This window comes from Streptomyces sp. NPDC053541, from assembly GCF_044544705.1.
Lineage (GTDB): Bacteria > Actinomycetota > Actinomycetes > Streptomycetales > Streptomycetaceae > Streptomyces.
The window spans coordinates 421264-447427 of the sequence record NZ_JBITXM010000003.1; the positions used below are offsets into that span (position 1 = coordinate 421264).

25 protein-coding genes are annotated in these 26164 nt (G+C 74.8%); 12 read left to right on the forward strand and 13 right to left on the reverse strand.

Features of this window, described 5'->3' with window-relative positions:
* Positions 1 to 93: 93 nt before the first annotated feature.
* Positions 94 to 1353: a glycosyltransferase gene (locus tag ACIGW2_RS09125; RefSeq protein ID WP_399842294.1), complete on the forward strand. Its 1260-nt coding sequence runs from the start codon at positions 94 to 96 to the stop codon at positions 1351 to 1353.
* Between the two features lie 186 nt (positions 1354 to 1539).
* Here ACIGW2_RS09125 and ACIGW2_RS09130 read toward each other — a convergent pair whose 3' ends face one another.
* From ACIGW2_RS09130 to ACIGW2_RS09140, 3 genes are all read right to left on the reverse strand, one after another.
* Positions 1540 to 2883 carry a cytochrome P450 gene (locus ACIGW2_RS09130; protein WP_399842297.1) on the reverse strand — a complete coding sequence of 448 codons (1344 nt, stop codon included), beginning with the start codon at positions 2881 to 2883 and terminating at the stop codon, positions 1540 to 1542.
* A gap of 113 nt (positions 2884 to 2996) precedes the next feature.
* Positions 2997 to 4595: a glycerol-3-phosphate dehydrogenase/oxidase gene (locus ACIGW2_RS09135; protein ID WP_399842729.1), complete on the reverse strand. Its 1599-nt coding sequence runs from the start codon at positions 4593 to 4595 to the stop codon at positions 2997 to 2999.
* A 5-nt stretch (positions 4596 to 4600) separates the two neighbouring features.
* The gene (locus tag ACIGW2_RS09140) at positions 4601 to 5200 is read right to left on the reverse strand and encodes a TetR/AcrR family transcriptional regulator (protein ID WP_399842298.1); all 600 of its coding nucleotides are present in this window, start codon (positions 5198 to 5200) and stop codon (positions 4601 to 4603) included.
* Positions 5201 to 5274: 74 nt separating this feature from the next.
* On the opposite strand from ACIGW2_RS09140, the gene ACIGW2_RS09145 reads away from it, so the two are divergent.
* The 3 genes from ACIGW2_RS09145 to ACIGW2_RS09155 all read left to right on the forward strand — a co-directional run bounded on the left by ACIGW2_RS09145 (position 5275) and on the right by ACIGW2_RS09155 (position 8621).
* On the forward strand, positions 5275 to 6870 hold the full coding sequence (locus ACIGW2_RS09145; RefSeq protein WP_391651991.1) for an FAD-binding oxidoreductase: 1596 nt from the start codon (positions 5275 to 5277) through the stop codon (positions 6868 to 6870).
* A gap of 88 nt (positions 6871 to 6958) precedes the next feature.
* Complete coding sequence (locus tag ACIGW2_RS09150) at positions 6959 to 7840, forward strand: diacylglycerol/lipid kinase family protein (protein ID WP_399842301.1); 882 nt, start codon at positions 6959 to 6961, stop codon at positions 7838 to 7840.
* A gap of 484 nt (positions 7841 to 8324) precedes the next feature.
* Positions 8325 to 8621, forward strand: a complete 297-nt coding sequence (locus ACIGW2_RS09155; RefSeq protein ID WP_391651989.1) for a DUF6225 family protein — start codon at positions 8325 to 8327, stop codon at positions 8619 to 8621.
* Between the two features lie 4 nt (positions 8622 to 8625).
* On the opposite strand, the gene ACIGW2_RS09160 is transcribed toward ACIGW2_RS09155, so the two are convergent.
* Entirely contained in the window at positions 8626 to 9036 is a 411-nt protein-coding gene (locus ACIGW2_RS09160; protein WP_391651988.1) for an FKBP-type peptidyl-prolyl cis-trans isomerase, read from the reverse strand.
* Between the two features lie 161 nt (positions 9037 to 9197).
* Here ACIGW2_RS09160 and ACIGW2_RS09165 point away from each other — a divergent pair, with 161 nt between their 5' ends.
* Both ACIGW2_RS09165 and ACIGW2_RS09170 read left to right on the forward strand, forming a co-directional pair.
* Positions 9198 to 9566, forward strand: a complete 369-nt coding sequence (locus ACIGW2_RS09165; RefSeq protein WP_391651987.1) for a PRC-barrel domain-containing protein — start codon at positions 9198 to 9200, stop codon at positions 9564 to 9566.
* Between the two features lie 242 nt (positions 9567 to 9808).
* Positions 9809 to 11329 carry a catalase gene (locus ACIGW2_RS09170; RefSeq protein ID WP_399842306.1) on the forward strand — a complete coding sequence of 507 codons (1521 nt, stop codon included), beginning with the start codon at positions 9809 to 9811 and terminating at the stop codon, positions 11327 to 11329.
* 80 nt (positions 11330 to 11409) lie between these two features.
* Here ACIGW2_RS09170 and ACIGW2_RS09175 read toward each other — a convergent pair whose 3' ends face one another.
* Positions 11410 to 12486, reverse strand: a complete 1077-nt coding sequence (locus tag ACIGW2_RS09175) for a mechanosensitive ion channel family protein (protein ID WP_391651985.1) — start codon at positions 12484 to 12486, stop codon at positions 11410 to 11412.
* A 188-nt stretch (positions 12487 to 12674) separates the two neighbouring features.
* Here ACIGW2_RS09175 and ACIGW2_RS09180 point away from each other — a divergent pair, with 188 nt between their 5' ends.
* From ACIGW2_RS09180 to ACIGW2_RS09195, 4 genes are all read left to right on the forward strand, one after another.
* Entirely contained in the window at positions 12675 to 12920 is a 246-nt protein-coding gene (locus ACIGW2_RS09180) for a hypothetical protein (RefSeq protein WP_391651984.1), read from the forward strand.
* 7 nt (positions 12921 to 12927) lie between these two features.
* A complete protein-coding gene (locus ACIGW2_RS09185) occupies positions 12928 to 14226 on the forward strand; it encodes a zinc-dependent alcohol dehydrogenase (protein WP_391651983.1) in 1299 nt (432 codons plus the stop codon).
* Positions 14227 to 14305: 79 nt separating this feature from the next.
* The gene (locus ACIGW2_RS09190) at positions 14306 to 14503 is read left to right on the forward strand and encodes a hypothetical protein (RefSeq protein WP_391651982.1); all 198 of its coding nucleotides are present in this window, start codon (positions 14306 to 14308) and stop codon (positions 14501 to 14503) included.
* Between the two features lie 30 nt (positions 14504 to 14533).
* Positions 14534 to 14881: a DUF3140 domain-containing protein gene (locus tag ACIGW2_RS09195; RefSeq protein ID WP_399842311.1), complete on the forward strand. Its 348-nt coding sequence runs from the start codon at positions 14534 to 14536 to the stop codon at positions 14879 to 14881.
* Between the two features lie 70 nt (positions 14882 to 14951).
* Here the strand turns inward: ACIGW2_RS09195 and rpmF are convergent, their stop codons facing one another.
* Complete coding sequence (gene rpmF / locus ACIGW2_RS09200) at positions 14952 to 15122, reverse strand: 50S ribosomal protein L32 (RefSeq protein ID WP_399842314.1); 171 nt, start codon at positions 15120 to 15122, stop codon at positions 14952 to 14954.
* Positions 15123 to 15182: 60 nt separating this feature from the next.
* Positions 15183 to 16187 carry a GlxA family transcriptional regulator gene (locus tag ACIGW2_RS09205; RefSeq protein ID WP_399842317.1) on the reverse strand — a complete coding sequence of 335 codons (1005 nt, stop codon included), beginning with the start codon at positions 16185 to 16187 and terminating at the stop codon, positions 15183 to 15185.
* 98 nt (positions 16188 to 16285) lie between these two features.
* Between ACIGW2_RS09205 and ACIGW2_RS09210 the strand changes: the two genes are divergently transcribed.
* A complete protein-coding gene (locus ACIGW2_RS09210; RefSeq protein WP_361576755.1) occupies positions 16286 to 16699 on the forward strand; it encodes a hypothetical protein in 414 nt (137 codons plus the stop codon).
* A gap of 45 nt (positions 16700 to 16744) precedes the next feature.
* Here the strand turns inward: ACIGW2_RS09210 and ACIGW2_RS09215 are convergent, their stop codons facing one another.
* Positions 16745 to 17752, reverse strand: coding sequence for a winged helix-turn-helix domain-containing protein (locus ACIGW2_RS09215; protein WP_399842320.1), 1008 nt, complete (start codon positions 17750 to 17752; stop codon positions 16745 to 16747).
* A gap of 138 nt (positions 17753 to 17890) precedes the next feature.
* Between ACIGW2_RS09215 and ACIGW2_RS09220 the strand changes: the two genes are divergently transcribed.
* A complete protein-coding gene (locus ACIGW2_RS09220; RefSeq protein ID WP_399842323.1) occupies positions 17891 to 18853 on the forward strand; it encodes a hypothetical protein in 963 nt (320 codons plus the stop codon).
* 48 nt (positions 18854 to 18901) lie between these two features.
* Here ACIGW2_RS09220 and ACIGW2_RS09225 read toward each other — a convergent pair whose 3' ends face one another.
* The 5 genes from ACIGW2_RS09225 to ACIGW2_RS09245 all read right to left on the reverse strand — a co-directional run bounded on the left by ACIGW2_RS09225 (position 18902) and on the right by ACIGW2_RS09245 (position 26164).
* Complete coding sequence (locus tag ACIGW2_RS09225; protein WP_391651976.1) at positions 18902 to 19861, reverse strand: ABC transporter substrate-binding protein; 960 nt, start codon at positions 19859 to 19861, stop codon at positions 18902 to 18904.
* A gap of 1 nt (position 19862) precedes the next feature.
* Positions 19863 to 21866 carry an ABC transporter permease subunit gene (locus ACIGW2_RS09230; RefSeq protein ID WP_399842325.1) on the reverse strand — a complete coding sequence of 668 codons (2004 nt, stop codon included), beginning with the start codon at positions 21864 to 21866 and terminating at the stop codon, positions 19863 to 19865.
* A 124-nt stretch (positions 21867 to 21990) separates the two neighbouring features.
* Positions 21991 to 23112 (reverse strand): glycine betaine/L-proline ABC transporter ATP-binding protein, encoded by a 1122-nt coding sequence (locus tag ACIGW2_RS09235; RefSeq protein WP_391651974.1) that lies wholly within the window; start codon positions 23110 to 23112, stop codon positions 21991 to 21993.
* A complete protein-coding gene (locus ACIGW2_RS09240; protein WP_399842328.1) occupies positions 23109 to 24656 on the reverse strand; it encodes a GMC family oxidoreductase in 1548 nt (515 codons plus the stop codon). The genes ACIGW2_RS09235 and ACIGW2_RS09240 overlap by 4 nt, the downstream gene beginning before the upstream one ends.
* Positions 24653 to 26164, reverse strand: a complete 1512-nt coding sequence (locus ACIGW2_RS09245; protein WP_361576776.1) for an aldehyde dehydrogenase family protein — start codon at positions 26162 to 26164, stop codon at positions 24653 to 24655. Before ACIGW2_RS09245 ends, ACIGW2_RS09240 begins: the two co-directional genes overlap by 4 nt.

Sequence of the window (26164 nt, forward strand, 5' to 3'; positions counted from 1 at the left end):
CGGGTGGTTCGCGAGGTGGAGTTCCGCCGGCGCGTTCGTCGACGTTCCGCAGGCCTGGCCCCGCGGCCGGCCCCGGCGGGGCACACTGGCCGTGTGCGCATCGTGATGATGACGGCGGGCTCGCGGGGTGACGTCGCGCCGTACACGGGTCTGGCAGCCGGTCTCGTACGGGCAGGGCACGAGGTGACGCTCGCCGCGCACGGGGTGTTCGAGCCCCTGGTGGCGGGGTCCGGGGTGCGCTTCCGGCCGCTGCCGGTGGACCCCCGGGCCGAGCTGCGCTCCGCGCGGGGCCGGCGGCTGAACGACGCGCGGACCGGCGCGGGCAAGGTCATGGCGCTGGCGTCGCTGGCCCGGCGGGCGGCCGACGAGATGACGGCGGCCCTGGTCGAGGCGGCGCGGGAGGGCGAGGTCCTGCTGGTCGGCGGCGCGCTGGGCCCGCTCGGGTACGCCCTCGGCGACGGCCTGAAGGTGCCCGCCCTGGGCCTTCACCTCCAACCGCTGCACCCGACCGGGGAGTTCCTGGCCCCGGTCCTCGGGGCGCGGTCCCTCGGCGCGGTGGCGAACCGGCTCAGCGGACGGGCCGTCATGGCCTCGGTGGAGCTGCTGTTCACCGAATCCGTACGTTCCCTCCCGCGGTACGGGATCGCGCCGCCGGACCGGAGTCGGGGCCGGAGCCGGGGCAGGAGCCGGGGGAGCGGCCCGAACGGGCGGATCCGCCCCGTCCTGCACGGCTACAGCGAGCTCGTCGTGCCCCGGCCCCGGGACTGGCCCGCCGGCCTGGAGGTGTGCGGCTACTGGTGGCCGCACGAGACCGGGCGGCTGCCCCGCGAACTGGAGGACTTCCTCGCCGCGGGACCCCCGCCGGTCTTCGTCGGTCTGGGCAGCGCCACCGTCCCCGACCCGGAACGGCTCAGCCGCGAGATCGTCACCGCGCTGCGCGCCGCGGGCGTGCGCGGCATCGTCCAGCGGGGCTGGGCCGGACTGGCGGCCCGGGGCGACGACCTCCTCACCGTCGACGAGGTGCCGCACTCCCTGCTCTTCCCCCGGACGGCCGCCGTCGTCCACCACGCGGGAGCCGGCACGACCGGCGCCGTCCTGCGGGCCGGGGTGCCCACCGTCCCCGTACCGGTCCAGTTCGACGCGGCGTTCTGGGCCTCCCGGCTGACCGCCCTGGGCACCGCTCCCGCCGTGGTGCCCCTGCGCCGCCTCGACTCCGCGACCCTCGCCGAGGCCCTGCGCCGCGCCACGCGGGACGCCTCCCACGGCGAGCGGGCCCGCGCGCTGGCCGCCCGCCTGGCCGCCGAGGACGGCGTCGCCCCGGTGCTCGCCGCACTCGACCGGCTGGCGCGCTGAACCCTCGCCCCACCGGGGGAGCGCTCAGGTCACCTCCTCGGCGCGCCCGCGCAGCAAGCCGTGCGCCGGGTCGTCGGCGATCGAGGCGTGCCGGATCGCGCCGACCGGCACGAGGGCGTCGTCGTCGGCGGCGGTTCGGTCACGGCGAGGCCGAGGAGGCCGGCGCAGACGGTGGCCGCGTGGGCGCTACGCCTCCGGCAGCCGTACCGGGACCGCCAGCGGCGCCCGGAACGACAACAGGCCCAGCAGGGGAGGCTCCGCCGCGCCGGCGGCCGGCCGGACCTCCGGCAGGGCGCGCGCCGCCGCGCGCAGGGCCACCGTCGCCTCCGTACGCGCCAGGGACGCGCCCGGGCAGCGGTGCCGCCCGGCGCCGAAGGCCAGGTGGTGGCGGATGTTCGGCCGGTACGGGCACATCGCCGCGGGCTCCGGGAAGACGTCGGGGTCGGACCCGCTGCCCATCAGCAGGAGGAGCAGCGGCGCGCCGGCCGGCAGGCGCACCCCGCCCAGGGAGGTGGCCCGTGAGGTGACCCGGCGCCAGGTCGTCACCGGCGGCTCCCGGCGCAGCACCTCCTCCACCCACGCCTCGGCGAGCCCGGCCTCCGTGGCCACCCGGTTCCACAGATCCGGCTCAGCGGACACGCGGTGCAGCACCGTGGCGATGAGCTGGCCGGTGGTGGACTGCCCGGCGATGAACACGAAGAAGCAGGCGGCGACCGCCGTCCTGACGTCCAGCGGCTCGCCGCCGGGCAGCCGGTGGCGGCGCAGCGCCCCGATGAAGGAGTCCTCGGGCACCGCGCCGCTCCGCACGGTCGCGGTGAGCCAGCGGTGGAACTCGGCGACCAGCTCCGCGAGTTCGAGCTGCCGCTCCAGCGGCGGCCGGCCGTAGAACAGCTCCAGGGAGGCGTCGCTCCAGCGGATGAGCGTCGCCGGCTCGACGTCCTGGATGCCGAGCAGTTCCATCAGGACCCGGCAGGGCAGGATCTGCGCGTACGAGGCGAACAGGTCGCGGGAACCGGCGCCGTCGAGCGGGGAGCCGGAGCGCACCTCGGCGAGCAGCTCCCCGGCGATCCGCTCGATCACGGGCACGGCCGCCTCCACCCGCCGGGCGTGGAAGAAGCGGGTGACCAGGCGGCGCAGTCCCGGGTGGCTCTCGGTGCCGTTGTTGGCGAGCGCGGGCGGCAGGGCGAAGCCCCCGCGGGCGAGGATCCGGAGCACGGGGACGGGCAGCGGGGTGACGGCGTGCTGGGCGTTGTCCGGCAGGAACTCCTCCGGCTCCAGCAGCACCCGCCGCACGTCCTCGTGCCGGCTCACCAGCCAGAGCCCGGTGCCGGGATCGTGGTGCACGGGGGAGGCGGTGCGCAGCAGCTCCAGCCAGGGGTACGGGTCCCGGACGAAGGGCTCGCCGAACACGTCGAGCAGGGCGAGCCGTTCGAACGGGTCGAACGGCTCGACCGGTCCCGGGTCGCGCGCCCGGTCGAGCCGCTGATCGGGGATGCCGGACGGGTACGCCTCCGGGGCCGGGGAAGTCACGGCCCGGAAGCTAACACGCGCACCTGGCCGTTACCGGCCGTAAGTGCCCGGCATCACTCGGCGAAGGCGCAGGTCGGGCCGCTCCGGCGGCCGGACCTGCGCCCCGCGCCCCCTCACCCCACCGGTGCCGTGCGGGCCAGGGCGTCCCGGGCCGCCGCCTCCGCGGCGGCCCGGTCCTCCGGGACCACCCCGATGCGGGTGCGGCGGTCGAGGAGGTCGGAGACGTCGAGGGCGCCCTCGTGGCGGACCGCCCAGAGCAGTTCGGCGCCCGTGACGGGATGACCGGGAACGACGGGCTCGGCCAGGGCCGGGTCCTCGAGGCCCAGGGCGTGGACGGCCGGGGCCTCGGAGCCGTAGCGCCGGACGAGCCGGGGCGGGGCGTCCAGACCCGCGAGGGCGCCCGGGGCGGCCGCGCCCACGAGGGGGAGGGACGCGGTGCGGCACGGGCCGGCGGTCAGGCCGCGGGCGGCGACGGCCGCGTCGACGGCGTCCTCGGCCATCCGCCGGTAGGTGGTCAGCTTGCCGCCGACGACCGTGACGACGCCGTCGGGCGAGGTGAGCACGGCGTGCTTGCGCGAGATGTCGGCGGTGCGGCCCTCGGCGTCCCGGGTGTCCAGCAGGGGCCGCAGCCCGGCGAAGGCGCCGACCACGTCGGAGCGGTGGACGGTGACGTCGAGCGCGGAGCCCAGCACGTCGAGGAGGAAGCCGATGTCGGTCTCCGGGACCTCCGGCACGTCGGGGACGTCGCCGTCCACCGGCTCGTCGGTGAGGCCGACGTACACGCGCCCGTCGCCCTGGGGGAGGACCAGGACGAAGCGGTTGGTCTCGCCGGGGATCGGGATGTGCAGTCCGGCGGAGAGCCGGCCCAGGGTCTCCGCCCGCAGCACGAGGTGGGTGCCGCGCGAGGGCCGGAGCCGTACGTCCTCGACCAGGCCGCCCGCCCAGACCCCGGCCGCGTTGACGACGGCGCGGGCCCGGACGCGCAGCTCCTGGCCCGTGGTCTCGTCCCGCACCAGCGCGCCGTCGCCGTGCAGTTCCAGGGCCCGGGTGCGGGTGAGGACGAGGGCCCCGTGGGCGGCCGCGGTGCGGGCGACGGCGGTCACCAGGCGCGCGTCGTCGCAGAGCCGCCCGTCCCAGGAGAGCAGGCCGCCGCGCAGGCCGACCGGGCGCAGGGCGGGGGCGAGGTGCCGGGTCTCGACGGCGGAGAGCGTGCGTGGCCGCGGCAGCGTGCGGCGGGAGGTGCGGGCGCCGACGCGCAGCAGGTCGCCCGCGGCGAACCCGGCGCGGGCGAGGGCGGCCTGGCCGCGGCTGACCAGCGGGGTGAGGGGGAGCACGAAGGGCTGGGCGCGGACCAGGTGCGGGGCGGTGCGCTCCATGAGGATGCCGCGCTCGACGGCGCTCTCGTGGGCGACGTCGAGCTGCCCGGAGGCGAGGTAGCGCAGTCCGCCGTGGATCAGCTTGGAGCTCCAGCGGGAGGTGCCGAAGGCGAGGTCGTGGGCGTCGATCGCGGCGACGCGGAGTCCGCGGGTCGCGGCGTCGAGCGCTGCTCCGGCGCCGGTGGCGCCGAGGCCGACGACGAGGACGTCGACGGTCTCGCCGTCGGCGAGCCGTTCCAGCTCGCGGCGGCGCCGCGCGGCGTCGAGCGAGGAGCCGGACAGGGCGGTGCCGCCCGGGGCGGTGCGCGAGGGGTTCCCGGGATGCACGGGGTTCACGGGGTTCACGGGGCGAGGGTCCTCTCCAGGAGGGTGCGCAGCTCTTCGAGGAAGGCGGCTTCGCTCAGTTCGGGATCGTCCCGGTCGGCCATGGTGCCCAGCGAGAGCGTGAAGGACTGGACGACGAGCAGCAGGGACCGGGCCTGCAGGTCCGGGTGGACCCGGCGGACGGAGCCGTCCTCGTGCCCGTCCTCCAGTGCCGTGAGGAGGAGCCCGAGGAGGGCGTCCTGGCTGGCGCCCCGCCGGTCGAGGACGTACGGCAGCAGCAGCTCGGGGTCGACGTCGAGGATCTTCCGGAACAGCGGATGGGCGCGGAACGCGGCGACGCCCGCCACCAGTCCGTCGACGATCCGGGCCCGTTCGGGCCGGTCGTCGTCGACGGGCGGCATGGCGCCGGCGGCGACGGCGATCCATTCCCGGGTCATCAGGTCGCCGACGAGCGTGCGCACGTCGGGCCAGCGCCGGTAGAGCGTCATCCGGGACACGCCGGCCCGCCGGGCGACGTCGGTGAGGGTGGTTCGCCGTACGCCGACGGCGAGCACGCAGTCCCGTGCTGCGTCGAGCACGGGATCCGCGTCCGCATGGTTGTGACGAATGGGCGTCATCTGTCACAGTGTAATGCCAGTGCGGGCCGAGCGGCAGCGCCGTCCGTGAAACAGACCGTGAGGAACCTCTCGAAGTGGACATGTTGTGGAGCGGCTGGGGCGACCCGGCCAAGGCGGCCCCCCTGCCCGAATCGGTGACCGGCCTGCTGCGGGACCTGCTGGGCGTCACCCCGCGCGAGAGCGGCCCGGCCGCCCTCGCCGACATCGACGTGCCCGCCCCGGCCCTGAGCGAGGCGGCGAGGGACGCCCTGCGCGCCGCCGTCGCCGCGCCCGACGGCGTACGGGACGACGCCGAGAGCCGCATCCGGCACACCCGCGGCAAGTCCACCCCCGACCTCCTGCGCATCCGGGCCGGCGAGGTGGACGACCTCCCCGCCGCCGTCGTGCTCCCCGCCGGCCACGAAGAGGTCCTCGCCGTGCTGCGCGCCTGCGCCGAACACGGCCTGTCCGCCGTCCCGTTCGGCGGCGGCACCTCCGTCGTCGGCGGCCTCGCCCCCACCACCAAGCGCCCCTTCGTCGCCCTCGACCTGCGCCGCCTCGACCAGCTGCTCGCCGTCGACGAGGTGTCCCGCACCGCCACCCTGCACCCCGGCCTGCGCGGCCCCCGGTGCGAGGCGCTGCTCAACGAACGCGGCTGGACGCTCGGCCACTTCCCGCAGTCCTTCGAATGGGCCTCGATCGGCGGCTTCGCCGCGGCCCGCTCCAGCGGCCAGGCCTCGGCCGGCTACGGACGCTTCGACGAGATGGTCCTCGGCCTCAAGGTCGCCACCCCCGAAGGCACCCTCTGGACCGGCCGGGCCCCGCGCTCCGCCGCCGGCCCCGACCTGCGCCAGCTCGTCCTCGGCTCCGAGGGCGCCCTCGGCGTCATCACCTCGGTGACCGTGCGCATCCGCCCGCTGCCCGAGAAGCGGATCTACGAGGGCTGGCGCTTCGCCTCCTTCGAGGCCGGCACCGAGGCGCTGCGCCGGCTCGCCCAGGACGGCCCGCGCCCCACCGTGCTCCGGCTCTCCGACGAGTCCGAGACCTTCATCGGCCTCGCCCAGCCGGACGCCATCGGCACCGCCGAACTCCCGCAGAACCCCGGCTGCATGGCCATCGTCGGCTTCGAGGGCACCGAGGCCGAGACGGCCGCCCGGCGCGCCGCCGTGCGCGAGGTCCTCCTCGCCTGTGACGGCGAGTTCGTCGGCGAGGAGGCCGGCGACAAGTGGGCCCACGGGCGCTACAACGCCCCCTACCTGCGGGACGCGCTGCTCGACGCCGGCGCGTTCGCCGAGACGCTGGAGACGGCCGCCTTCTGGTCCGCGATCCCCGCCCTCTACACGGCGGTGCGCGAGGCGCTCACCCGCACCCTCACCGAGGCCGGCACCCCGCCGCTCGTCATGTGCCACATCTCGCACACCTACGAGAACGGCGCCTCGCTCTACTTCACCGTCGTCTCCGCGCAGGGCGAGGACGCCGTCGCGCACTGGGCGCCGGTCAAGCGGGCGGCCAACGACGCGATCCTGGCGGCGGGCGGCACCATCAGCCACCACCACGGCGTCGGCACCGACCACCGCGACTGGTACGCCGAGGAGATCGGCCCCCTCGGCATCCGCATGCTCCAGGCGGTCAAGGCGGAGATCGATCCGTCCGGCGTGCTCAGCCCCGGGGTCCTGATCCCGCCCCGCTGAGCCCCACCGGGCCGTACCCCTTCCCCCGGGCCCCCTCCTCCTGAATCCTTCCTCCCGAGTCCCTCTTCTGCCGCCGGAGGCCAGATCCATGCGACAGTTCACCGCCGTCGTCAACCCCACCGCGGGGGGTTCCAGCGGCACGGCGGGCCTGCTCCCGCTGGCCCGGCTGCTGCGGGAGGCGGGCGCGCGGCTCGACACCGTCTACAGCCGCAGCCTGGAACACGCCCAGGAACTCGCCCGGGCCGCCGGGGCGAAGGGGCACGTCGTGCTCGCCGTCGGCGGTGACGGCATGGCCGGCACCGTCGGCGGCGCGCTCAGCGGCACGGACACCGTCTTCGGCCTGGTCCCCGCGGGCCGCGGCAACGACTTCGCCCGCGCCCTGGGGCTGCCCACCGACGCCGCCGGCCTCGCCGAGGTGCTGCTCGGCGCCGAACCGCGGGCCGTCGACACCATCGAGGTGACCTCCGCCCGGCACCCGGGCACCCACGTCCTCGGCAGCGTGTACGCCGGCGTCGACGCGGTCGCCAACCACCACGCCAACCGCTCCCGCCTGCTGCGCGGCGCCGCCTCGTACTACGCAGGTGGCCTGCGGGCCGTCCTCGCCTGGAAGCCCGCCGCGTACCGCCTCACCATCGACGGCGTCCCGCACGAGCACACCGGCTACACCGTGGTCGCCGCCAACTCCGGCTTCTACGGATTCGGCCGGAACATCGCGCCGGGCGCCCGGGTCGACGACGGCCTCCTCGACGTCGTCGTGATCAAGGAGGCGCCCAAGCACCTCTTCTTCGCGATGATGAACGAGCTGAAGACCGGCGCGCACGTGAAGCGCCCCCAGATCGAGATCCTGCGCGGCCGGGAGATCCGCGTCGAGGCCGACCGCCCCCTCCCGTACGGCGCCGACGGCGAGGTCGACGCGACCCTCCCGGTCACCCTCCGCGCGATGCCGGCGTCCCTCCGCGTCCTCGCCTGAGGGCGCCCACGGACCACCGGAGCCCTAGGCCGTCTCTTCCGGATCTTGCCGGGCTCTCGACTCCCCCGGAGCTTCGCCTGGGTGGGGGTGCCCCCGGCGGAGCCTGGGGGAGTGCCCCCGGCACCGCGCCTCGCCGCGTTGTCGTCGGTCGCCGATGGGCCCCTGGGCTTCGCCCGGGTGGGGGTGCCCCCGGGCGGAGCCCAGGGGGAGTACCCCCACCGCATCGCTTCCGCCCCCTCGGCCTGGCGGCCGGGGAGGTGCCCTCACCTCCGCCTTGCGGTCCTTCCCCTGGGCCCTGGCGGGCCTGGGGAGACCCCAACCCTCGGCCCTGACGGGCCTGGGGAGACCCCAACCCTCGGCCCTGACGGGCCTGGGGAGACCCCATGCACCGGACGCCGCTCTCCCCCGTAGCCCTCCGGGCACGGGAGGTGCCCCCAGATCCGGCCTGATCCGAAAGAAACGACCCAGCCCTACCCTGTGACGCATGAGCGAGCACATGAAGCCGGCGCGCTACCGGCACGAGACCGTCGAACTGACGGCGGGGGAGCTGCTCGAAGCGCTCCGCCGGCTGCCGGCGGACGCCCCGGTGCGCATCGACGTGCCGTCGGCCCCGAGGACCGCCGAGACGCGGGACGAGGTCGACTCGGGCCACGGCCACTTCGTGGTGAGCGGTGTCGTCCTGCACGACGCCGACCACCTGCACCGGGACGAAGTGGTCCTGCGGGCCGACTTCGCCTCGGACTGGTACGTCCGCCCCGTCGCGGCGGACGAGGCGGGCTGAACCCTCACCGCCGGTCGCGGAACCAGCCGGCCGGGCCGGAGTACGCGTCGACCAGGTCCACCACGAAGACCAGGGTCGAGCCGGGCGGGATCAGCGGTGAGGGCGACTGGTTCCCGTAGCCGAGGCGCGGGGGGACGACGATCTCGCGCCGTCCGCCGACCCTCATGCCCCGCACGCCGCGGTCCCAGCCCTTGATGACCTTGCCGCCGCCCAGGGCGAACTTGTACGGCTCGCCCCGGTCCCAGGAGGCGTCGAACTCCCGGCCGGACGCGAAGGTCACCCCGACGTAGTGCACCTTGACGACCATGCCCGGCCCGACCTCGGGCCCGTCCCCGACGAGGAGGTCCCGGACCGCCAGTTCGGCGGGGGGCGGGCCCTCCGGTACGTGGACCTGGGGCTTCGTCGCTTCGCTCATGGCCGCCACAGTACCGAGTCCCGTCCCGCGGGGATTGGCCCGTCCGACTCGGGGCAGGCGGGTGCCAGGCGGGGAACGCGCCCCGTCGCGAAAGACACACCGAGAAGGAGGGCGGTGGCGAACCGCCGGCCGCCCTCTCCCACCGGAGGAGTTGTTTTCGCGTGACTGAGCACGTGTGGAGCTACAAGCCGACCGCGGGCCACCTGGCCGGCGCCGATCTGACCGGCTACGAGGTGGAGGCGGTCGACGGCCGCATCGGCAAGGTGGACAAGCACTCCGACGAGGTCGGGGACGCCTACCTGGTCGTCGACACCGGGGTCTGGATCTTCGGCAAGGAGGTCCTCCTTCCGGCCGCCACGGTCGTCCGGATCGACCCGGACGAGCGGAAGGTCCACGTCGACCGCACCAAGGAGCAGATCAAGTCCGCCCCCGAGTTCCACCGCGAGAAGCACCTCGGCGACCCGGACTACCGCCACCAGCTGGGCACCTACTACGGCCCGGGAGGCCCCTTCAGCGGCCCGATGGTGTGACGACCCCCAGGTGAGGAACGCCGTGCGGGGCGTGGGGAGGGCCCGGACCGTCCGGTCCGGGCCCTCCCCACGCGCCGCCCCGGGCACAGCCCCCGGCGCGGCGCGCCTCCGGTGGTGGCTTCGGGCGACTGGGCTCAGGCTGGGACGTGCGTGTGCGCGGCGGGGCCGGGGCCGGGGGCGTACGAAGCCACGCCCGTCGAAGGACGCGCCACCGTCCGGCACGAAGAAAGGACGCACGACCGATGACCGACAGCCGACCCGCCACCACGACCGACTCCGGCGCGCCGGCGGAGAGCGACGAACACTCGCTCACCGTCGGCCCGGGCGGTCCCATCCTGCTCCAGGACGCCTACCTGATCGAGCAGATGGCGCAGTTCAACCGGGAACGGATCCCCGAACGCCAGCCGCACGCCAAGGGCAGCGGCGCCTTCGGCCACTTCGAGGTCACCCACGACGTCAGCCGCTACACCCGGGCCGCGCTGTTCCAGCCCGGCGCCCGCACGGACCTGGTCGTCCGCTTCTCCACCGTGGCCGGCGAGCGCGGCAGCCCGGACACCTGGCGCGACCCGCGCGGCTTCGCGGTGAAGTTCTACACGTCCGAGGGCAACTACGACATGGTCGGCAACAACACGCCGGTCTTCTTCGTGAAGGACCCGATGAAGTTCCAGCACTTCATCCGGTCCCAGAAGCGCCGCGCCGACAACAACCTGCGCGACCACGACATGCAGTGGGACTTCTGGACCCTGTCCCCGGAGTCCGCCCACCAGGTCACCTGGCTGATGGGCGACCGCGGCATCCCGCGCTCCTGGCGCCACATGAACGGCTACACGTCCCACACCTACATGTGGATCAACGCCTCCGGTGAGCGCTTCTGGGTGAAGTACCACTTCAAGACCGACCAGGGCATCGAGTTCTTCACGCAACACGAGGCCGACCAGATGGCGGCCGTCGACACCGACTACCACACGCGGGACCTGTTCGAGCACATCCGCGACGGCGACTTCCCCAGCTGGACGCTGAAGGTGCAGATCATGCCGTACGAGGAAGCCGCCGGATACCGGTTCAACCCCTTCGACCTCACCAAGGTGTGGCCGCACGGCGACTACCCGCTCATCCCGGTCGGCCGCATGACGCTCGACCGCAACCCCACCGACAACCACGCCGAGATCGAGCAGGCCGCCTTCCAGCCGAACAACCTCGTCCCCGGCATCGGGCCGAGCCCCGACCGGATGCTGCTGGCCCGCCTGTTCTCGTACGCGGACGCCCACAGGGCCCGGCTCGGCACCAACTACGCGCAGCTCCCCGTGAACGCGCCCGTCGTCGACGTCCACACGTACTCCAAGGACGGGGCGATGGCCTACCGGAAGACGACCGATCCGGTCTACGCCCCCAACTCCAAGGGAGGGCCCGCCGCCGACACCGAGCGGTACGGCAGCCCGCCGAGCTGGACCGCCGACGGCGAGATCACCCGCGCGGCCTACGTCTCGCACCCGGAGGACGACGACTGGGGCCAGCCCGGCACCCTGGTGCGCGAGGTGATGGACGACGCCGCCCGCGACCGGCTGGTCGACAACGTGGTGGGCCACCTCCTCAACGGCGTCACCGAACCCGTCCTGGAACGCGCCTTCGCCTACTGGAAGAACATCGACAAGGCCGTCGGCGAGCGCATCGAACAGGGCGTCCGGGCCAAGGCCGGCGAGAAGGACCCCAAGGCGGCCGAACAGGGGAACCCCGCACGCCGCTCCATGCAGGACAAGGCCTGACGAAGCCCCCGCCCCCCTGGCCCCCTGGCCCCCGACGCCCGGCCCCCGGCTCTCCCGCCGGGGGCCGGGCGCCTGCTCCGTCACCCCTCGGGCCCGCGCCCCCGCGCGGCGAGGACATCGGCAGCGGGGGCGGTGACCACCTTCGGCAGGGCGCCCGGGTGCTCCCGCGCGAGCCAGCCGACCAGCTCCTCCCGTACGGCGCAGCGGGTCGCCCACAGGTCGTCGGCGTCCTTGGCGGTCACCAGCGCCCGCACGGTGATGCCAGTGGGGGAGGTGTCGGTCACGGCCAGGTCCCAGGCCCGCCCGTCCCAGGTGCCGCAGGTGGCCAGGAACTCCCTGAGGTGCGCCCGGGCGAGCGGGACCGGAGTGCTGTGGTCGCAGTGCAGGAAGACGGTGCCCGTCAGCTCCGGGCCGCCGCGCGACCAGTTCTCGAACGGGCGCGAGGTGAAGTACGAGACGGGCAGCGTGACCCGCCGCTCGTCCCAGGTACGGACCGTGAGGAAGGTGAGCGTCACCTCCTCCACCACCCCCCATTCGCCGTCCACCACGACGGTGTCGCCGATGCGGACCATGTCGCCGAACGCGATCTGGAAGCCGGCGAAGAGGTTGCCCAGCGTCGACTGGGCCGCCACGCCGGCCACGATGCCGATGATGCCCGCCGAGGCGAGCAGGGACGTGCCGACCGTGCGGAAGGAGGGGAAGGTGACCAGGGCCGCGGCGACCGCGAGCACGCCGACGGCCACCGACACCACCCGCATGATCAGCGTCACCTGGGTGCGCACCCGGCGCAGCCGCGCCGGGTCGCGGGAGCGCCCCGCGTACCGCGCGTACGAGGACTCCACGACGGCCGCGACCGTCCGCACGGCCAGCCAGGCCCCGCCGCCGATCAGGCACAGCAGCAGGACCCTGCTCACCGCCCCCGCGTGGTCCTCCAGCGGCCCCCGCCCGGGCGCCGCCAGTGCGTAGGACCACCGCAGCAGCGCCGCCAGCACCACCACGAACAGCGGCGTGCGGCAGCGGCGCAACAGCCCCCACAGGGGCGTCTCCGGATGCCGCGCGTCGGCGAACCGCGCCAGCAGGTCCGCCGCGCGGCACAGGGCGAAGGCGGCCAGCGCCGAGCCGCCGAGGGCCGTCGCCAGCCGGACAAGGTTCTCCATCTGCTCCCAGCTCCCCCAGCCGATCGTCGAACGGGTTCGTCCGGTACGCCTGACCGCCGCCGGGCACGCGAAACCTCTCCCGGCCCGGGGCACCGCGGGCCTCCGCGAGGCCCGCATACGGAGCGGGGCACCGGGTACCGGCAGACCACGACCCGGCACATCGATCGCGAGGAAGCGAGGGACACCCCATGACCAGCGAGACGGCCGGCGGCACCGAGACCGGTGGCGTCACCGGGACGAAGGACAAGGACTACAACCTCATTTGGTACGTCGAGAGCTGCCTGGCCAACGCCCTGCGCCTTGAGACCTACATCCAGGACGCGGAACGCGAGGGCGACGACGAGGTCGTCGAACTCTTCCGCAAGGCCCAGGCCGACAGCCGCAAGGGCGCCGAACTGGGCAAGCGACTCCTGCGGACCCGCATGGGAGGCTGACGCCGTCATGAAGGCAGTCGTGTGGCACGGGACCGGCGACATCCGTCTGGACGAGGTGCCGGACCCCAAGATCCAGGACCGGTACGACGCGATCGTCCGCATCACCACCTCCGCGATCTGCGGAACCGACATCCACTTCGTCCGCGGCACCATGCCCGGCATGCGCGAAGGCCGGATCCTCGGCCACGAGGCCGTCGGCGTCGTCGAGGAGACCGGCGCCGGCGTGCGCAACCTGCGGCCCGGCGACCGCGTCGTCGTGCCGTCGACGGTGGCGTGCGGCGTGTGCAGCTACTGCCGGGCCGGCTACTACGCGCAGTGCGACAACGCCAACCCGGGAGGCCCCCGGGCGGGCACCGTCTTCTTCGGCGGCCCCGAGGCGGCGGGCGGCCTGGACGGGCTCCAGGCCGAGTACGCCCGGGTTCCCTTCGCGCAGGTCGGCCCCGTGCCGCTGCCCGAGACCGTGGACGACAACCAGGCCGTCCTGCTGTCCGACATCTATCCGACCGCCTGGTTCGGCGCCGAACTCGCCGAGGTGGGCGACGGCGACACGGTCGCGATCGTGGGAGCCGGGCCCGTGGGCCAGGCGGCCATCGCCTGCGCCCGGCTGCAGGGCGCAGGACGCGTCATCGTGGTCGACGGCGTCGCCGACCGGCTCGACCTGGCCGCGCGCCAGCACGCGGAGACCGTCGACTTCAACGCCGAGGACCCGGTCGAGGCGGTGCTCGACCTCACCGGCGGCATCGGCGTCGACCGGGTGATCGACGCCGTGGGCGTGGACGCCCAGGGCCCGTCGCACGGACCGGCCGCCGCGTCGGTGCGCGAGCAGGCGGAGCAGTTCGCGCACGAGCGCGACGAGGCCGCGCCGGAGCGGAACCCGGACGGCGACACCTGGGTGGTGGGGGACGCGCCGTCCCTCGCGGCCCGCTGGTCGGTGCGGATGGTGGCCAAGGCGGGGACGGTCGGCACGGTCGGCGTCTATCCGCCGCAGGTCCAGCACTACCCGTTCGGCGAGGCGTTCATGAAGAACCTCACGCTGAAGAGCGGCAACTGCAACCACCGCCGCTACGTCCCCCGCCTGGTCTCCATGGTGGGCTCCGGCACGCTCGACCCGACCCCGCTCGTCACCCGCTGGTCCGGACTCGGCGACGCCATCGCCGCGTACGAGGCCTTCGACCGCAGGGAGGCCGGCTGGACGAAGGTCGCGCTCGGCCTCGACGACCGCGGCGCCGTCGCACCGGGCCTGGGCGAGGACGCCGGCACCGGCGCCGCCACCACTGCGGGCTCCCACGAGGGCACGGAGGGCTGAGGGTTTCCGCGCCGGGGCGCCGGGCAGGCGCCGGGCGACCGCAGGAGACGACGAGACGAGGAGCAGACGGGAGGCCGTGATGCCCGAGCCGGGAAGCAAGAAGTACGACACCCGACGCGCCAGGACGCGCAAGGACGCCGAGCGGGCGGGCGTACCGGACGCGAAGGCGAACGAGGAGGCCAACGAGGCGCTGCAGCAGGACCCACGGTGGCGCAGCGGCGGCCCGCGGACCGAACGCGGCCGAGGCCCGAAGGGGGAGCGACCGGAGAACGACTGAACCGAGGGGACGCGGCTCGAGGAGGTTCCGATGACATCGACGGTCAGCGAAGAGTTGTGGAACGAGTTCCACTCCGTCGTCAACATGACGTCACGCGAACTGCAGGACTGGCTGCGGACGGAGGCGGCCGGCGAGGACACCGAAGAGCCCCCGCCGCAGGCGGGACCCGAGACCGGTCGCCGTGTGCTCGCCATCCTCGCCAAGCGGCCCGGTGACCTCACCGGGGCGGACGCGGAGGTGATGCGCCAGGTCGTCGACACGGTCCGGTCGCAGCGCAAGCCCGAGCTGGACCCCGAGCCCGGTGACGGTGCCTGGCGTCACGCCCTGATGAACCTCGGCCACGACCCCCTGAAACCGCCCTCGGAAGCGGCCCCCTGAGGGAACGGCGGCCGGATGCCGGGCCGGACGGTGCCGTGGCTGCGTCCACCGTCCGGCCCGGAGTGCGGGGTCAGCCCTCCGGGCGGAGGAGGCCGCGCTCGTACGCCTTCACGAGCCGCTGCGGGACCCGGTAGGCGACGCCGTCCACGGTGACCGGCGCCAGCTGCGGCGTGCTCGCCTTCCACTGGGCGCGGCGGTGACGGGTGTTGCTGCGGGACATCTTCCGCTTGGGGACGGCCATGGCGAGACTCCTCGGTCCGGGTGCTGACCCGCCGAGGCTATATGAAAACGGTTGTCAGTATCAATCCGCCTCCGTTCCCGCCGCCGCCCCGACCTCCGCCTCCGCGCCGTCCCGGTACCGGGACGGCGAAACGCCGTAGCGTTCCAGGAAGGCCTGGCGAAGGGCCTCCGGGGTGCCGAAGCCGCAGCGGGTGGCCACCGAGGCCACCGGGAGGGAGCTGGCACGGAGGAGGTGGGCGGCCGTCTCCGTGCGGACGCGGCGGACGTGACGGCCGGGCGGTTCGCCGAGGCACCGGGTGAAGAGGCGGGTGAGGTGACGGGGGGTCAGGCCCGCGCGGGCGGCGAGGGCCGGCGTGCTCAGGTCCTCGTTGGGGTGGGCGGCGATGTGGGCGGCGAGCACGCGGACGATGTCCTCGCGGGGCGGCGGCGCGGCGGTGAACACGCTCATCTGGCGCTGGTCGCCCGGGCGTTGCATGTGGACCACGAGGTGCCGGGCCACCTGACGGGCCGGCTCCGGGCCGTGGTCCTCCTCGATGAAGGCCAGGGTCAGGTCCAGCGCGCTGGTGATGCCGGCCGACGTGTACACGTTGCCGTCGCGGATCCACAGCGGCGCCGGGTCCACCCGTACGTCCGGGTACCCGTCCGCCAGGTGCGGGGCGAACTGCCAGTGGGTGGTGGCCCGGCGGCCGTCGAGGAGACCCGCCGCTGCCAGCACGGCCGCGCCCGTGCAGACCGACGCGACCCGCCGGCTCTCGCGGCTGAGCCGCCGCACGTGCCCGACGAGACGCGGGTCCGCGGCGAACCGCTCGACGCCCAGCCCGCCCGAGACGACGAGCGTGTCCAGCGGCCCCCGCGTCCGCTCCAGGGACCCGACCCCGGCCAGCGTGAGCCCCGTACCGCACCGGATCGGCGCCCCGCCCGGGGCGATCAGCCGGACGCGGTACGCAATCTCCGGCTCCCCGAGCGCGTTGGCGAGGGCCAGGCCCGTGGTGACGCAGGCGATGTCGAGGAGTTCGGCCGACTCGAAACCGACGACGGCCACCACCCGTTCCGTACGATCCCCCATGCGTCGACCCTAGTCCGCACGGACGAGCAGCCCAAGACGACGGACATCCCGGCTCCGAACCGCTGACCGGCGCCCGGCCGCGCCGGACAGTGGAGCCCATGACGCCGATCCGCTTCCTCGCGCACCGCTGGCCCGCCTGGCTCGCGCTCGCCCTCGCCGTGGCGACCTTCGCCGACGGGCTGCCGCCCACCTCCTTCCTCGCCGCCCTCCTCGTGGTCATGCCGCTGTGCTACCTGGCCTTCGGCGCCGCGCGCCGCGAACTCGGCGCGCCCGGCGACCGCCGGCCCCTCGCCGTCCAGACCGCCGGTCTGGTGCTGTTCTGCGCCTGGGCCGCCGTCGTCCTCCTCCTCGACGGCCGGACCGCGCTGTACGTGGTGGCCGCGGGCTGGTTCGCCCACGCGCTCTGGGACCTCGCGCACCACCGCGGCGGCCGGGTCGTCCCCCGCGCCTGGGCGGAATGGTGCGGGGTCGTCGACCTGTCGGGCGCGCTCGCGATCGTCCTGCTGGTCTGAGCCCGCCCGGATCGTGCACCACCGACGCCCCCGACGGCACCCCCCTCACCCGGCGGTCCCGGCCAGCAGGGAGTGCCCGAGCGGGGTGAGGCTGTGCAGCACCGCCGTTCCCGTGCGCACGGTGTCGACGAGGCCCGCGCCCCGCAGGACCCCCGCGTGGTGGCTGGCCGCCGCGAGGGAGACGGCGGCGCGTTCGGCGAGCGCCGTCGTGGTGGCGGGGGTGCGCAGCAGGGCGAGCACCTGGGCCCGGGTGCGGCCGAGCAGCGCGGCGAGCGCCTCCGGACGCTCGCCGCCGGCGGAGCTCCCGCCGGCCTCGTACAGCGGATAGACGAGGACGGTCGCCGCCTCCGGCCGGTACATCACCAAGGGGCCGGTCGCGAACCAGGACGGGACGAGGAGCAGCCCGCGCCCGCACAGCGGGATGTCGTACGCCGACGCCGACGGCAGGTGGAGCGTCGGGTGCTGCCACCGCCAGGTCGTGCCGAGCGTCGTCAGCAGGGCGTCGACGCCGCCCCGCAGCAGCATCTCCGAGCGCAGCGCCCGGTCGGCGAGGGTGTCCTGCCGGATCCGCGGCCAGAGGGGCTCCAGGTGGCGCGCGAAGAACTCCCGGGTGTCCTCGCGCAGCGCCCGGGTCGCGGCCGGCGAGCCCTGGGCCAGCTCGCGCGCCCACCGCCCGGGCCGGGCCAGACCGCCGTTCCACCCCGCCGCCTCCGGGACGCCCAGGTCCACCGCCAGCCGCTCCGCCGGTGTCGCGGTGGCCGCCTCCAGACCCGCGGCGAGATCGTGGATCCCCGGCTGGAGCAGGAAGTCCGGCACGAAGCCGTCCTCCCCGACCAACTCCGCGAGCACACCGGCCCGTCCACCCGGGTGCCACCCCCGGGCGGCGGTCCGTGCCCGCCGCGCCTGCCCGAAGCCCCGGCCCCCGGCGCCGGCCCGGCGCCCGCCCCGCGCCAGGCTCAGTCGTGCGCCCAGCGCGGTCTCCGCCAGGGCGTTGACCGCCGGCGCGAGCGTGATCCGGCACAGGTCGTCGGCGGTGAAGTGAAGACGGATCATGACGAGCGATTATCCGCCCGCCGGACCCTTTCGACGAGGGCCGAAAGGCACTGCGCCGTGCGCCGGGACGCCGCACGCTCCTCTCGTCACCGTCCCTCGCGCCTGCTCCTTGCGCCGACTCCCACGGAGGTCGCGTCCATGCCCCGCGTTCCCACCCGCACCGCCTGCCTCGCAGCCACCCTGCTGCTCACGGCCCTCGCCGGAGCACCCGCTCCCGCCGCCGCGCGGGAGCTGCCCGACCGCTACGTCGTCTCCCGCGAGGCGGGCGTCCTGCCGGAAGGCATCACGATCACCCCCGACGGCACCCTGTACGTCTCCTCCGACGGCCTCGGCACCCTCTACCGCGGCCGGATCGACACCCCGGACCTCGCGCCGTTCCCGGCCCGCGGCGTGGCGGACCGCGCCAGCACCCTGGGCGTGCACACCGACCGGCGCGGCCGCGTCCTGTCCGTCGGCGGCGCCACCCTCACCGTGCACGACCGCCACGGACGGCTGCTCGCCCGCCGTACCGCCGAGGACGGGCCGCTCGGCGCACCGCACCTGAACGACCTGGTCGTGACCGACGACGCGGTGTACGTCACCGACTGGGCCAACCCCGTGATCCACCGGGCGGAGCTCCGCGGCTCGACCGTGGGACCGCTCGAACCCTGGCTCGACATCCGTTCCGCCTGGCCCGGATTCCCGGACCGGTACTGGCTGTTGAACGGCATCGTGGCCGACGAGACCGGCTCCACGCTCCTCGTCGCCTCGAACGGCACCGAGGCCGTCTGGCGCGTCGGCACCGCGGACCGCCAGGTCGAGCGGCTCGACCTCGGGGACCAGTCCTTCGGCGCCGACGGCATGGTGCTGCGCGGCCGCACCCTGTACGCCGTGCTCAACTACGGGGCCCCGCACGGCGTCTACATCGCCAAGCTCGACCCGGACCTGCGGTCGGGCACGGTCACCCACCGCCTCACCGACGGCCCGTTCGACCTGCCCACCACGCTGGCCCGGCACGGCTGCCGCCTCTACGTGGTGAACAGCCAGCTCGACGAGCCGCCGGGCCGGCCGCCGTACACCGTCAGCGCGATTTCCGACCCGACCTGCGACGACACCCCGTGACCGGCCCGGCGGCCGTGACGGCGTGACCCGCGCCCGCTCCCGTCCGGCTCAGGACGGGAGCCACGCCCGCCAGGTGGACTCGTGCTCCTTCACCCACCGGCCGGCCGCCTCCTGCGGCGACAGCTTCTGCTCGGCGATCATCAGGGCGACGTCGTTCTGCATCCCGGTCGTCCACCGGAACCTCTTCAGGAACGCGGCGGCGTCGCCCCCGTCCTCGGCGAAGCGGGCGTTGAGGAACTTCTGCAGCGGCGTGTGCGGGTACGCGCAGGCCACCTTCGCCGGGTCGGCGTCGCACCCCTCCTTGTACGCCGGCAGTCTCACCTCCGTCATCGGGACCTTCTCGAACAGCCACTGCGGCTTGTACCAGTAGGTCAGGAACGGCTTGCGCTCCTTGGCGAACTGCCTGATCTGCGTGATCTGCGCGGCCTCCGAGCCCGCGAACACGACCTGGTAGTCGAGGCCCAGGTTGTCCACGAGCGCCTTGTCGTTCGTGACGTAGGACGGGGAGCCGTCCATGAGCTGGCCCTTGCCGCCGCTCTCCGCGGTGCGGAACGCGTCGGCGTACTTGTTCAGGTTCCGCCAGTCGGTGACGTCCGGGTGCCGCTCGGCGAAGTACGTGGGCACGAACCAGCCGATGTGGCCGGTCACCCCGAGGTCGCCGCCCCGCGCGATCGTCCCCTTGCCGTCGACGTACCGCTTCTCCTGGTCCGGGTGGCCCCAGTCCTCCAGGATCGCGTCGACCCGGCCCTGGCTGAGCGCGTCCCAGGCCGGCACCTCGTCGATCTGCACGGTGTCGACCCGGTAGCCGAGCTCGTGCTCCAGCAGGTACGCGGCGACGGCCACGTTGGCCTGCGCCCCGACCCACGACTGCACGGACAGCGTCACCGTGCGGGAACCCTCGGCGGCGGCGTACGGGGAGGCCTGGCGGGTCATGTCCGCGGCGCCGCAGCCGGTGAGCGCCGTCAGGGCGACGGCGGCCGCGAGCGCGGCGAGACGTGTGCGAGCCATGTCAGGCCCCCTTTCCATCGAAGGCGCGGCGCCGTGTCGGCTGGGTCACCCGGTCGAGCGCCAGACCGAGGCAGACGATCGCGGCACCGGCGACCAGACCGGTCGCCAGGTCGCCCCGGGCGAGGCCGAAGACCGCGTCGTACCCGAGCGCGCCGCCGCCCACCAGGCCGCCGATGACGACCACGGCGAGGACGAGCACGACGCCCTGGTTCACGGCGAGCAGCAGCGCCGGCCGGGCCAGCGGCAGCTGCACCTGGAGGAGCTGCTGGCGGCCGGTCGCGCCGAGCGACCGGGCCGACTCCAGGGCCGCCGGGTCCACGGCCCGTACGCCCTGGGCCGTGATCCGTACGACCGCGGGCAGCGCGTACACCACGGCGGCGGCGACCGCCGGGGCGCGGCCCACACCGAAGAGGGCGACCACCGGGATCAGGTACACGAACTGGGGGAGTGTCTGGAAGACGTCCAGCACCGGGCGGAGCGCCCGCCCCAGCCGGTCGCCGCGCGCCGCGGCGACCCCGAGGGCGACGCCGAGCACCAGGGTCACGGCGACGGCCGCCAGGACCTGGGACAGCGTGTCGAGCGCCGGACCCCACACCCCGAGGACCCCGATCGCGCCCGTCGCGAGCACGGCGGTCGCCGCGGTGCGCCAGGTGCCGATGAGCAGGGCGAGCGCGCCGACGCCCAGCAGGACCGCCCACCACGGCAGCCACTGCAGTCCGCCGCGCAGCGGGTCGAGGACCCAGGTGGTGAACCGGCCCGCCCAGTCGGCGGTCCCGCCGACCAGGGGCACACCGGAGTAGAGGTGGTCGGTCATCCAGTCCACGCCCCGGTTGACGGGCCCGGCCACCTCCACCGTCCAGGCGGTGGGCCAGGAGAGCCGGCCGGTGAGCCGCCCGGCGACCGCGACGGCGGCGGTCAGCCCGAGGGCGACGGCCCAGCCGAGCCCGGCACGCGGGACCGGCGGGGCGCCGATCCGCGCGCCCGCCGCGGCGGTGACGCGGTCCAGCACGACGGCGAGCAGCACGACCGGCACACCGGCCGCGAGCGCGGCACCGACGTCGACCGAGGCCAGCGCCTGGTACACGCGGTCGCCGAGGCCGCCGGCGCCGATGACCGACGCGATCACGGCCATGCCGAGGGCCATCATGATCGCCTGGTTCACGCCCAGCAGGAGTTCCTTGCGGGCCAGGGGCAGTCGGGCGGTCAGCAGACGCTGCCGGGCGGTGGCGCCCAGGGAGGCGGCCGCCTCCATGACGCCGGCGTCGGCGCCGCGCAGTCCGAGCGCGGTGAGCCGGGCCATGGGCGGGGCGGCGTAGACGACGGTCGCGAGGACGGCCGCAGGCACGCCGATGCCGAACACCAGGACGACCGGGAGGAGATAGGCGAAGGCCGGCAGCACCTGCATGGTGTCGAGGACCGGGCGCAGGATCCGGTGCATCCGGTCCGACAGGCCACCCGCGAGCCCGAGGAGACCGCCGAGCAGCACCGACGCGGCCACGGCGACCACCATCAGCGCCAGCGTCTGCAGGGTGGGCACCCACATGCCGAGCAGCCCGCACGCGCCGACGGCGGCCACGGACGCCAGCGCGAGCCGGACGCCGGCGAGCCGCCAGGCCACCAGGCCGACGGCCGCGACGACGCCCGCCCAGCCCACGGCCAGCAGACCCAGGTACACCGCGCGGACCGACACGACCACCAGGTTGCTCACGTGGCCGAGGAAGTAGAGGAACAGCGGGTGGCTGTCGCGGTGGTCGACGATCCAGTCGCTGCCGCGCCCGAGGGGCGCGGACACGTCGACGGTCAGCGCCGCCGGCCAGCCGCCGCCGCCCAGGAGCACGGCGCCGAGGAGCAGACCGAGGGCCGTGCCGGCGCCGATCAGGCGGCCGCGGTGCCGCGCGAGCGCGCGCAGCCGGCGCAGCCCGCGCGCCGGGCCGGGCCGGGCCTGACCGGCCCCGGCCCCGGCGGCCGTGCGGCCGGCGGAAGCGGGGGTGACGGTCACGGTCATCGCGCCCACCGCCCCGGGCCGGAGGCGTGACCGCCGGCCGGTGCCGGTGCCCCGCCGGACGACGGGCCGGGGTGCCGGGCGCCGGGTGTGCCGCACGGCGGCGGCCAGGTCGTGGGGGAGTGCATCAGGCCACCGCCTTCCCCGCCGCCGGTACGCCGGCGACGACACCGAGCAGCCCCGCGTGGTCCACCACGCCGAGGCACCGCCCGTGCTCGACCACCCGCGCGTTCTCACCCGTCCGGGCGACCGCTTCGATGGCCTCCTGGACGGTGGCCCCGGGGGCGAGCGCCGGACCGGCCTCGCGCTCCTCCGCGAGCGCGGGGCGCATCGCCGAGCGCACGGTCAGCACCTGCTCGCGCGGCACGTCCCGGACGAAGTCCCGGACGTAGGCGTCGGCGGGGGAGCCCACGATGTCCTCCGGGGTGCCGAGCTGCACGATCCGGCCGTCGCGCATCAGCGCGATGCGGTCACCGAGCTTCAGCGCCTCGCTCAGGTCGTGCGTGATGAAGACCATCGTGCGCCCCTCCTCCCGGTGCAGGCGCACGACCTCCTCCTGCATCTCGCGGCGGATGAGCGGGTCGAGCGCGCTGAACGGCTCGTCGAAAAGCAGGACTTCGGGGTTCACGGCGAGGGCACGGGCCAGCCCGACCCGCTGCTGCTGCCCGCCGGACAACTGGCCCGGCCTGCGCAGCTCCAGGCCCGCGAGGCCCACCTTGGCGACGAACTCGGCCGCCCGCTCGCGCCGTTCGCCGCGCCTGACGCCCTGGATCTCCAGGCCGTAAGCGACGTTGTCGAGCACGGTGCGGTGCGGCAGCAGCCCGAAGTGCTGGAAGACCATCGCGGCCCGGTGGCGGCGCAGTGCGCGCAGCCGGGCGGCGTCCATGGACAGGACGTCCTCGCCGTCGATGGAGACGGAGCCCGAGGTCGGCTCGATCAGCCGGGTCAGACAGCGCACCAGGGTCGACTTGCCCGAGCCCGACAGACCCATGACGACGAAGACCTCGCCCTTCGCCACGTCGAAGGAGACGTCGCGGACGGCGGCGGTGCAGCCGGTGCGCTCCCGCAGCTCGGCCGCGCCGAGCCCGGCGAGCGCCGGGTCCCCGGGCACGCGCCCGGCGCGGGGGCCGAAGACCTTCCACAGTCCGCGTACGGAGAACACGGACCCGTCGGAGGCCGGGGCCGGCGCGGCGGAGGCGGTGGCGGCCGGCGCGGTGTCCGAGGGCGAAGTGTGCGGGATGGCGCTCATCGGGTCGTACCTCCCAGCAGGTCGGCGCACTTCTCGCCGACCATGAGCACGCCGATCATCGGGTTGACGGCGGGCATGGTCGGGAAGACGGACGCGTCGGCGATCCGGATGCCGTCGAGACCCCGGATCCGCAGGTCGGGCGCGACGACGGCGAGTTCGTCGTCGGCGGCGCCCATCCGGCAGGTGCCGGCCGGGTGGTAGACGGTGTGCGCGACCTGCCGGGCGTAGGCGCTCAGCTCCTCGTCCGAGGTGATCTCCGGCCCGGGGCACACCTCGCGCTTCAGCCAGCCGGCCAGCGGCTCGCTCGCCGCGATCCGGCGGGCGAGGCCGATCCCGTCCACGAGGGTCCGGCCGTCGTAGTCGTCCTCGTCGGTGAAGTAGCGGAAGTCCAGCGCGGGCTTGTCCCCGGGGTCGGCGCTCGTGAGGTACAGCCGGCCCCGGCTGCGCGGCTTGGGGATGTTCGGCGTCATCGACACGCCGTGCGGGGGCCGTTCGTAGCCCAGCCGCTCGGGGTTGTCGGTGAAGGGGATCTGGTAGAAGTGGAACATCAGGTCCGGCCCCTCGGACTCCGGGTCCCTGCGGACGAAGAGACCGGCGTCGGAGTCCATCGCGGAGTTCTCCGGGATCGGGCCGTGGGTCTCCCACACGATGACCGACTCGGGGTGGTCGAGCAGGTTCTCGCCGACGCCCGGCAGGTCGTGCACCACCGGTATGCCGAGCTTCTCCAGGTCGGCGCGCGGCCCGATGCCCGAGTGCAGCAGCAGGCGCGGCGTGTCCACGGCGCCCGCGCACACCAGGATCTCGCGCCGGGCGCGCACGACCCGTTCCGTGCCGTCCTTCGCCCGGACGTGCACGCCGGTGGCCCGGGTGCCCTCGAACTCCAGCCGGAACGCCCAGGTCTCCAGGGCGATGTGCAGGTTCGGGCGGTCCAGGAACGGGTGCAGATAGGCGACGGAGGCGGACGAGCGCTTGTTGTTCTCCGGGTGGTAGGCGAGGTCGAAGAAGCCGACGCCCTCGTGGAACGGGGCGCGGTTGAAGCCCTCGACGCGCGGCACGCCCAGGGCGGTCTGCGCCGCGTCGACGAAGTCCCGGGCGATCGCGTTCCGGTCGGCCTCGTCGACGGGGACGATGTTGTTGCGCAGCCGGGCGAAGTAGGGGTCCATGGCCGCCGCGTCCCAGCCCTCGGCGCCCGCCGCGGCCCACTCGTCCCAGTCGGAGGGAAGCGGCTTGAAGGCGATGAGGGTGTTGTGCGAGGAACAGCCGCCGAGCACGCGGGCCCGGCTGTGCCGGATGTGCGAGTTGCCCCGGGGCTGCTCGGTGGTGGGGTAGTCGTAGTCCAGCTCGCCCCCGAGCAGGCCCATCCAGCGGCGCAGCGTGAGCACGTCCTCGCGGCCGACGTCGCTGGGGCCGCCCTCGATGACGGCGACGGTGACGTCCGGGTCCTCGGTCAGCCGGGAGGCGATCACCGAACCCGCGGTGCCCCCGCCGACGACGACGTAGTCGTACATGGTCGGGTCCTGTCGGTGGTGCTGCCGCCGGCTCATGCCTGGTCCTTCCGCTGCTCGCCCGCGAACCAGCGCACGGGGCGCGGTGCGAGGTTCCGGTAGATGTGCTTGGCCTCGCGGTACTCGGCGAGGCCGCCGGGGCCCAGTTCCCGGCCGATGCCGGACTTGCCGAAGCCGCCCCACTCGGCCTGCGGCAGGTACGGGTGGAAGTCGTTGATCCAGACGGTGCCGTGCCGCAGCCGGGCCGCGACGCGCCGGGCGCGCTCCTCGTCGGCGGTCCACACCGCTCCGGCGAGGCCGTACTCGGTGTCGTTGGCGAGGGCCACCGCCTCGTCCTCGGTCTCGAAGGTCTCCACGGTGAGGACGGGTCCGAAGACCTCCTCGCGGACGACCCGCATGCGCCGGTGGCAGCGGTCGAGGACCGTGGGACGGTAGAAGTAGCCGGGGCCGTCCGGGCGTTCGCCGCCCGCCCGGAGGACCGCGCCCTCGCGCAGGGCCGAGGCCACGTACTCCTCGGTCCGCGCCACCTGGGCGGCGGAGACCAGCGGGCCGCACTCGACGCCCTCGTCGGTGCCGCGGCCCAGCCTGATCCGCCCGGCGCGGCGGGCGAGTTCGGCGACGAAGCGCTCGCGCACGGAGGCCTCGACGACGAGCCGGGAGCCGGCGGAGCAGACCTGGCCGCTGTGCAGGAACGCGGCGTTGAGCGCCTGGTCGACGGCGGTGTCGAAGCCCTCGGGCGTCGCACAGGCGTCGGCGAACACGACGTTGGGGTTCTTGCCGCCCAGTTCGAGGGCGACCTTCTTCACGCTGTCGGCGGCGGCCCGGGCCACCTTCGTACCGCTGACGAGACCGCCGGTGAACGAGACGAGGTCGACGTCCGGGTGCTCGGCGAGCCGTGCGCCGACGGTGTCGCCGGGGCCGGTGACGAGGTTGGCGGCGCCCAGGGGCAGTCCGGCCTCCAGGAGCAGTTCGACCAGGGCGACGGTGCTCAGCGGGGTGAGCTCGCTGGGCTTGATCACGAAGGTGTTGCCGGCGGCGAGCGCCGGGGCGATCTTCCAACTGGCCTGGAGCAGCGGATAGTTCCACGGCGTGATCAGGGCGCAGACCCCGACCGGCTCGTGCACGACGACGCTGTGGATCTCGTCCGATCCGGCGTCGACGACCCGTCCGCCCGGGTCCTCGCCCGCGACGAGGTCGGCGAAGTAGAGGAAGGCGTCGCGCACGCAGTCGACGTCGATGCGGCCCTCCTCCAGCGTCTTGCCGGTGTCCTGGCTCTCCAGCGCGCCGATCCGCTCGCGGTCGCGCTTCAGCAGATCGGCGACCCGGCGCAGCAGCGCGGCGCGCGCGGCGGCCGGCGTACGGGGCCACGAGCCGTCGTCGAAGGCGGCCCGCGCCGCCGCGACGGCGTCGTCCGTGTCCGGGACGCCGCCCTCCGCGACGACCGCGAAGGCGGTCCCGTCGGCGGGGTCGATGATCTCGCGCGTGGCCCCGGACAGGGCTGCGCGCCACTCTCCGCCCACATGGATGGTCTGTTGTGCTGCCGTCAC

What these genes read in the sequence shown, in the direction of transcription:
- ACIGW2_RS09140 (WP_399842298.1), bottom strand. Translation starts at nt 5,200, where the DNA reads ATGACGCCCATTCGTCACAACCATGCGGACGCGGATCCCGTGCTCGAC.
- ACIGW2_RS09150 (WP_399842301.1), top strand. Translation starts at nt 6,959, where the DNA reads ATGCGACAGTTCACCGCCGTCGTCAACCCCACCGCGGGGGGTTCCAGC.
- ACIGW2_RS09155 (WP_391651989.1), top strand. Translation starts at nt 8,325, where the DNA reads ATGAGCGAGCACATGAAGCCGGCGCGCTACCGGCACGAGACCGTCGAA.
- ACIGW2_RS09160 (WP_391651988.1), bottom strand. Translation starts at nt 9,036, where the DNA reads ATGAGCGAAGCGACGAAGCCCCAGGTCCACGTACCGGAGGGCCCGCCC.
- ACIGW2_RS09170 (WP_399842306.1), top strand. Translation starts at nt 9,809, where the DNA reads ATGACCGACAGCCGACCCGCCACCACGACCGACTCCGGCGCGCCGGCG.
- ACIGW2_RS09175 (WP_391651985.1), bottom strand. Translation starts at nt 12,486, where the DNA reads ATGGAGAACCTTGTCCGGCTGGCGACGGCCCTCGGCGGCTCGGCGCTG.
- ACIGW2_RS09180 (WP_391651984.1), top strand. Translation starts at nt 12,675, where the DNA reads ATGACCAGCGAGACGGCCGGCGGCACCGAGACCGGTGGCGTCACCGGG.
- ACIGW2_RS09185 (WP_391651983.1), top strand. Translation starts at nt 12,928, where the DNA reads ATGAAGGCAGTCGTGTGGCACGGGACCGGCGACATCCGTCTGGACGAG.
- ACIGW2_RS09190 (WP_391651982.1), top strand. Translation starts at nt 14,306, where the DNA reads ATGCCCGAGCCGGGAAGCAAGAAGTACGACACCCGACGCGCCAGGACG.
- ACIGW2_RS09195 (WP_399842311.1), top strand. Translation starts at nt 14,534, where the DNA reads ATGACATCGACGGTCAGCGAAGAGTTGTGGAACGAGTTCCACTCCGTC.
- rpmF (WP_399842314.1), bottom strand. Translation starts at nt 15,122, where the DNA reads ATGGCCGTCCCCAAGCGGAAGATGTCCCGCAGCAACACCCGTCACCGC.
- ACIGW2_RS09205 (WP_399842317.1), bottom strand. Translation starts at nt 16,187, where the DNA reads ATGGGGGATCGTACGGAACGGGTGGTGGCCGTCGTCGGTTTCGAGTCG.
- ACIGW2_RS09210 (WP_361576755.1), top strand. Translation starts at nt 16,286, where the DNA reads ATGACGCCGATCCGCTTCCTCGCGCACCGCTGGCCCGCCTGGCTCGCG.
- ACIGW2_RS09215 (WP_399842320.1), bottom strand. Translation starts at nt 17,752, where the DNA reads ATGATCCGTCTTCACTTCACCGCCGACGACCTGTGCCGGATCACGCTC.
- ACIGW2_RS09220 (WP_399842323.1), top strand. Translation starts at nt 17,891, where the DNA reads ATGCCCCGCGTTCCCACCCGCACCGCCTGCCTCGCAGCCACCCTGCTG.
- ACIGW2_RS09225 (WP_391651976.1), bottom strand. Translation starts at nt 19,861, where the DNA reads ATGGCTCGCACACGTCTCGCCGCGCTCGCGGCCGCCGTCGCCCTGACG.
- ACIGW2_RS09230 (WP_399842325.1), bottom strand. Translation starts at nt 21,866, where the DNA reads ATGACCGTGACCGTCACCCCCGCTTCCGCCGGCCGCACGGCCGCCGGG.
- ACIGW2_RS09235 (WP_391651974.1), bottom strand. Translation starts at nt 23,112, where the DNA reads ATGAGCGCCATCCCGCACACTTCGCCCTCGGACACCGCGCCGGCCGCC.
- ACIGW2_RS09240 (WP_399842328.1), bottom strand. Translation starts at nt 24,656, where the DNA reads ATGAGCCGGCGGCAGCACCACCGACAGGACCCGACCATGTACGACTAC.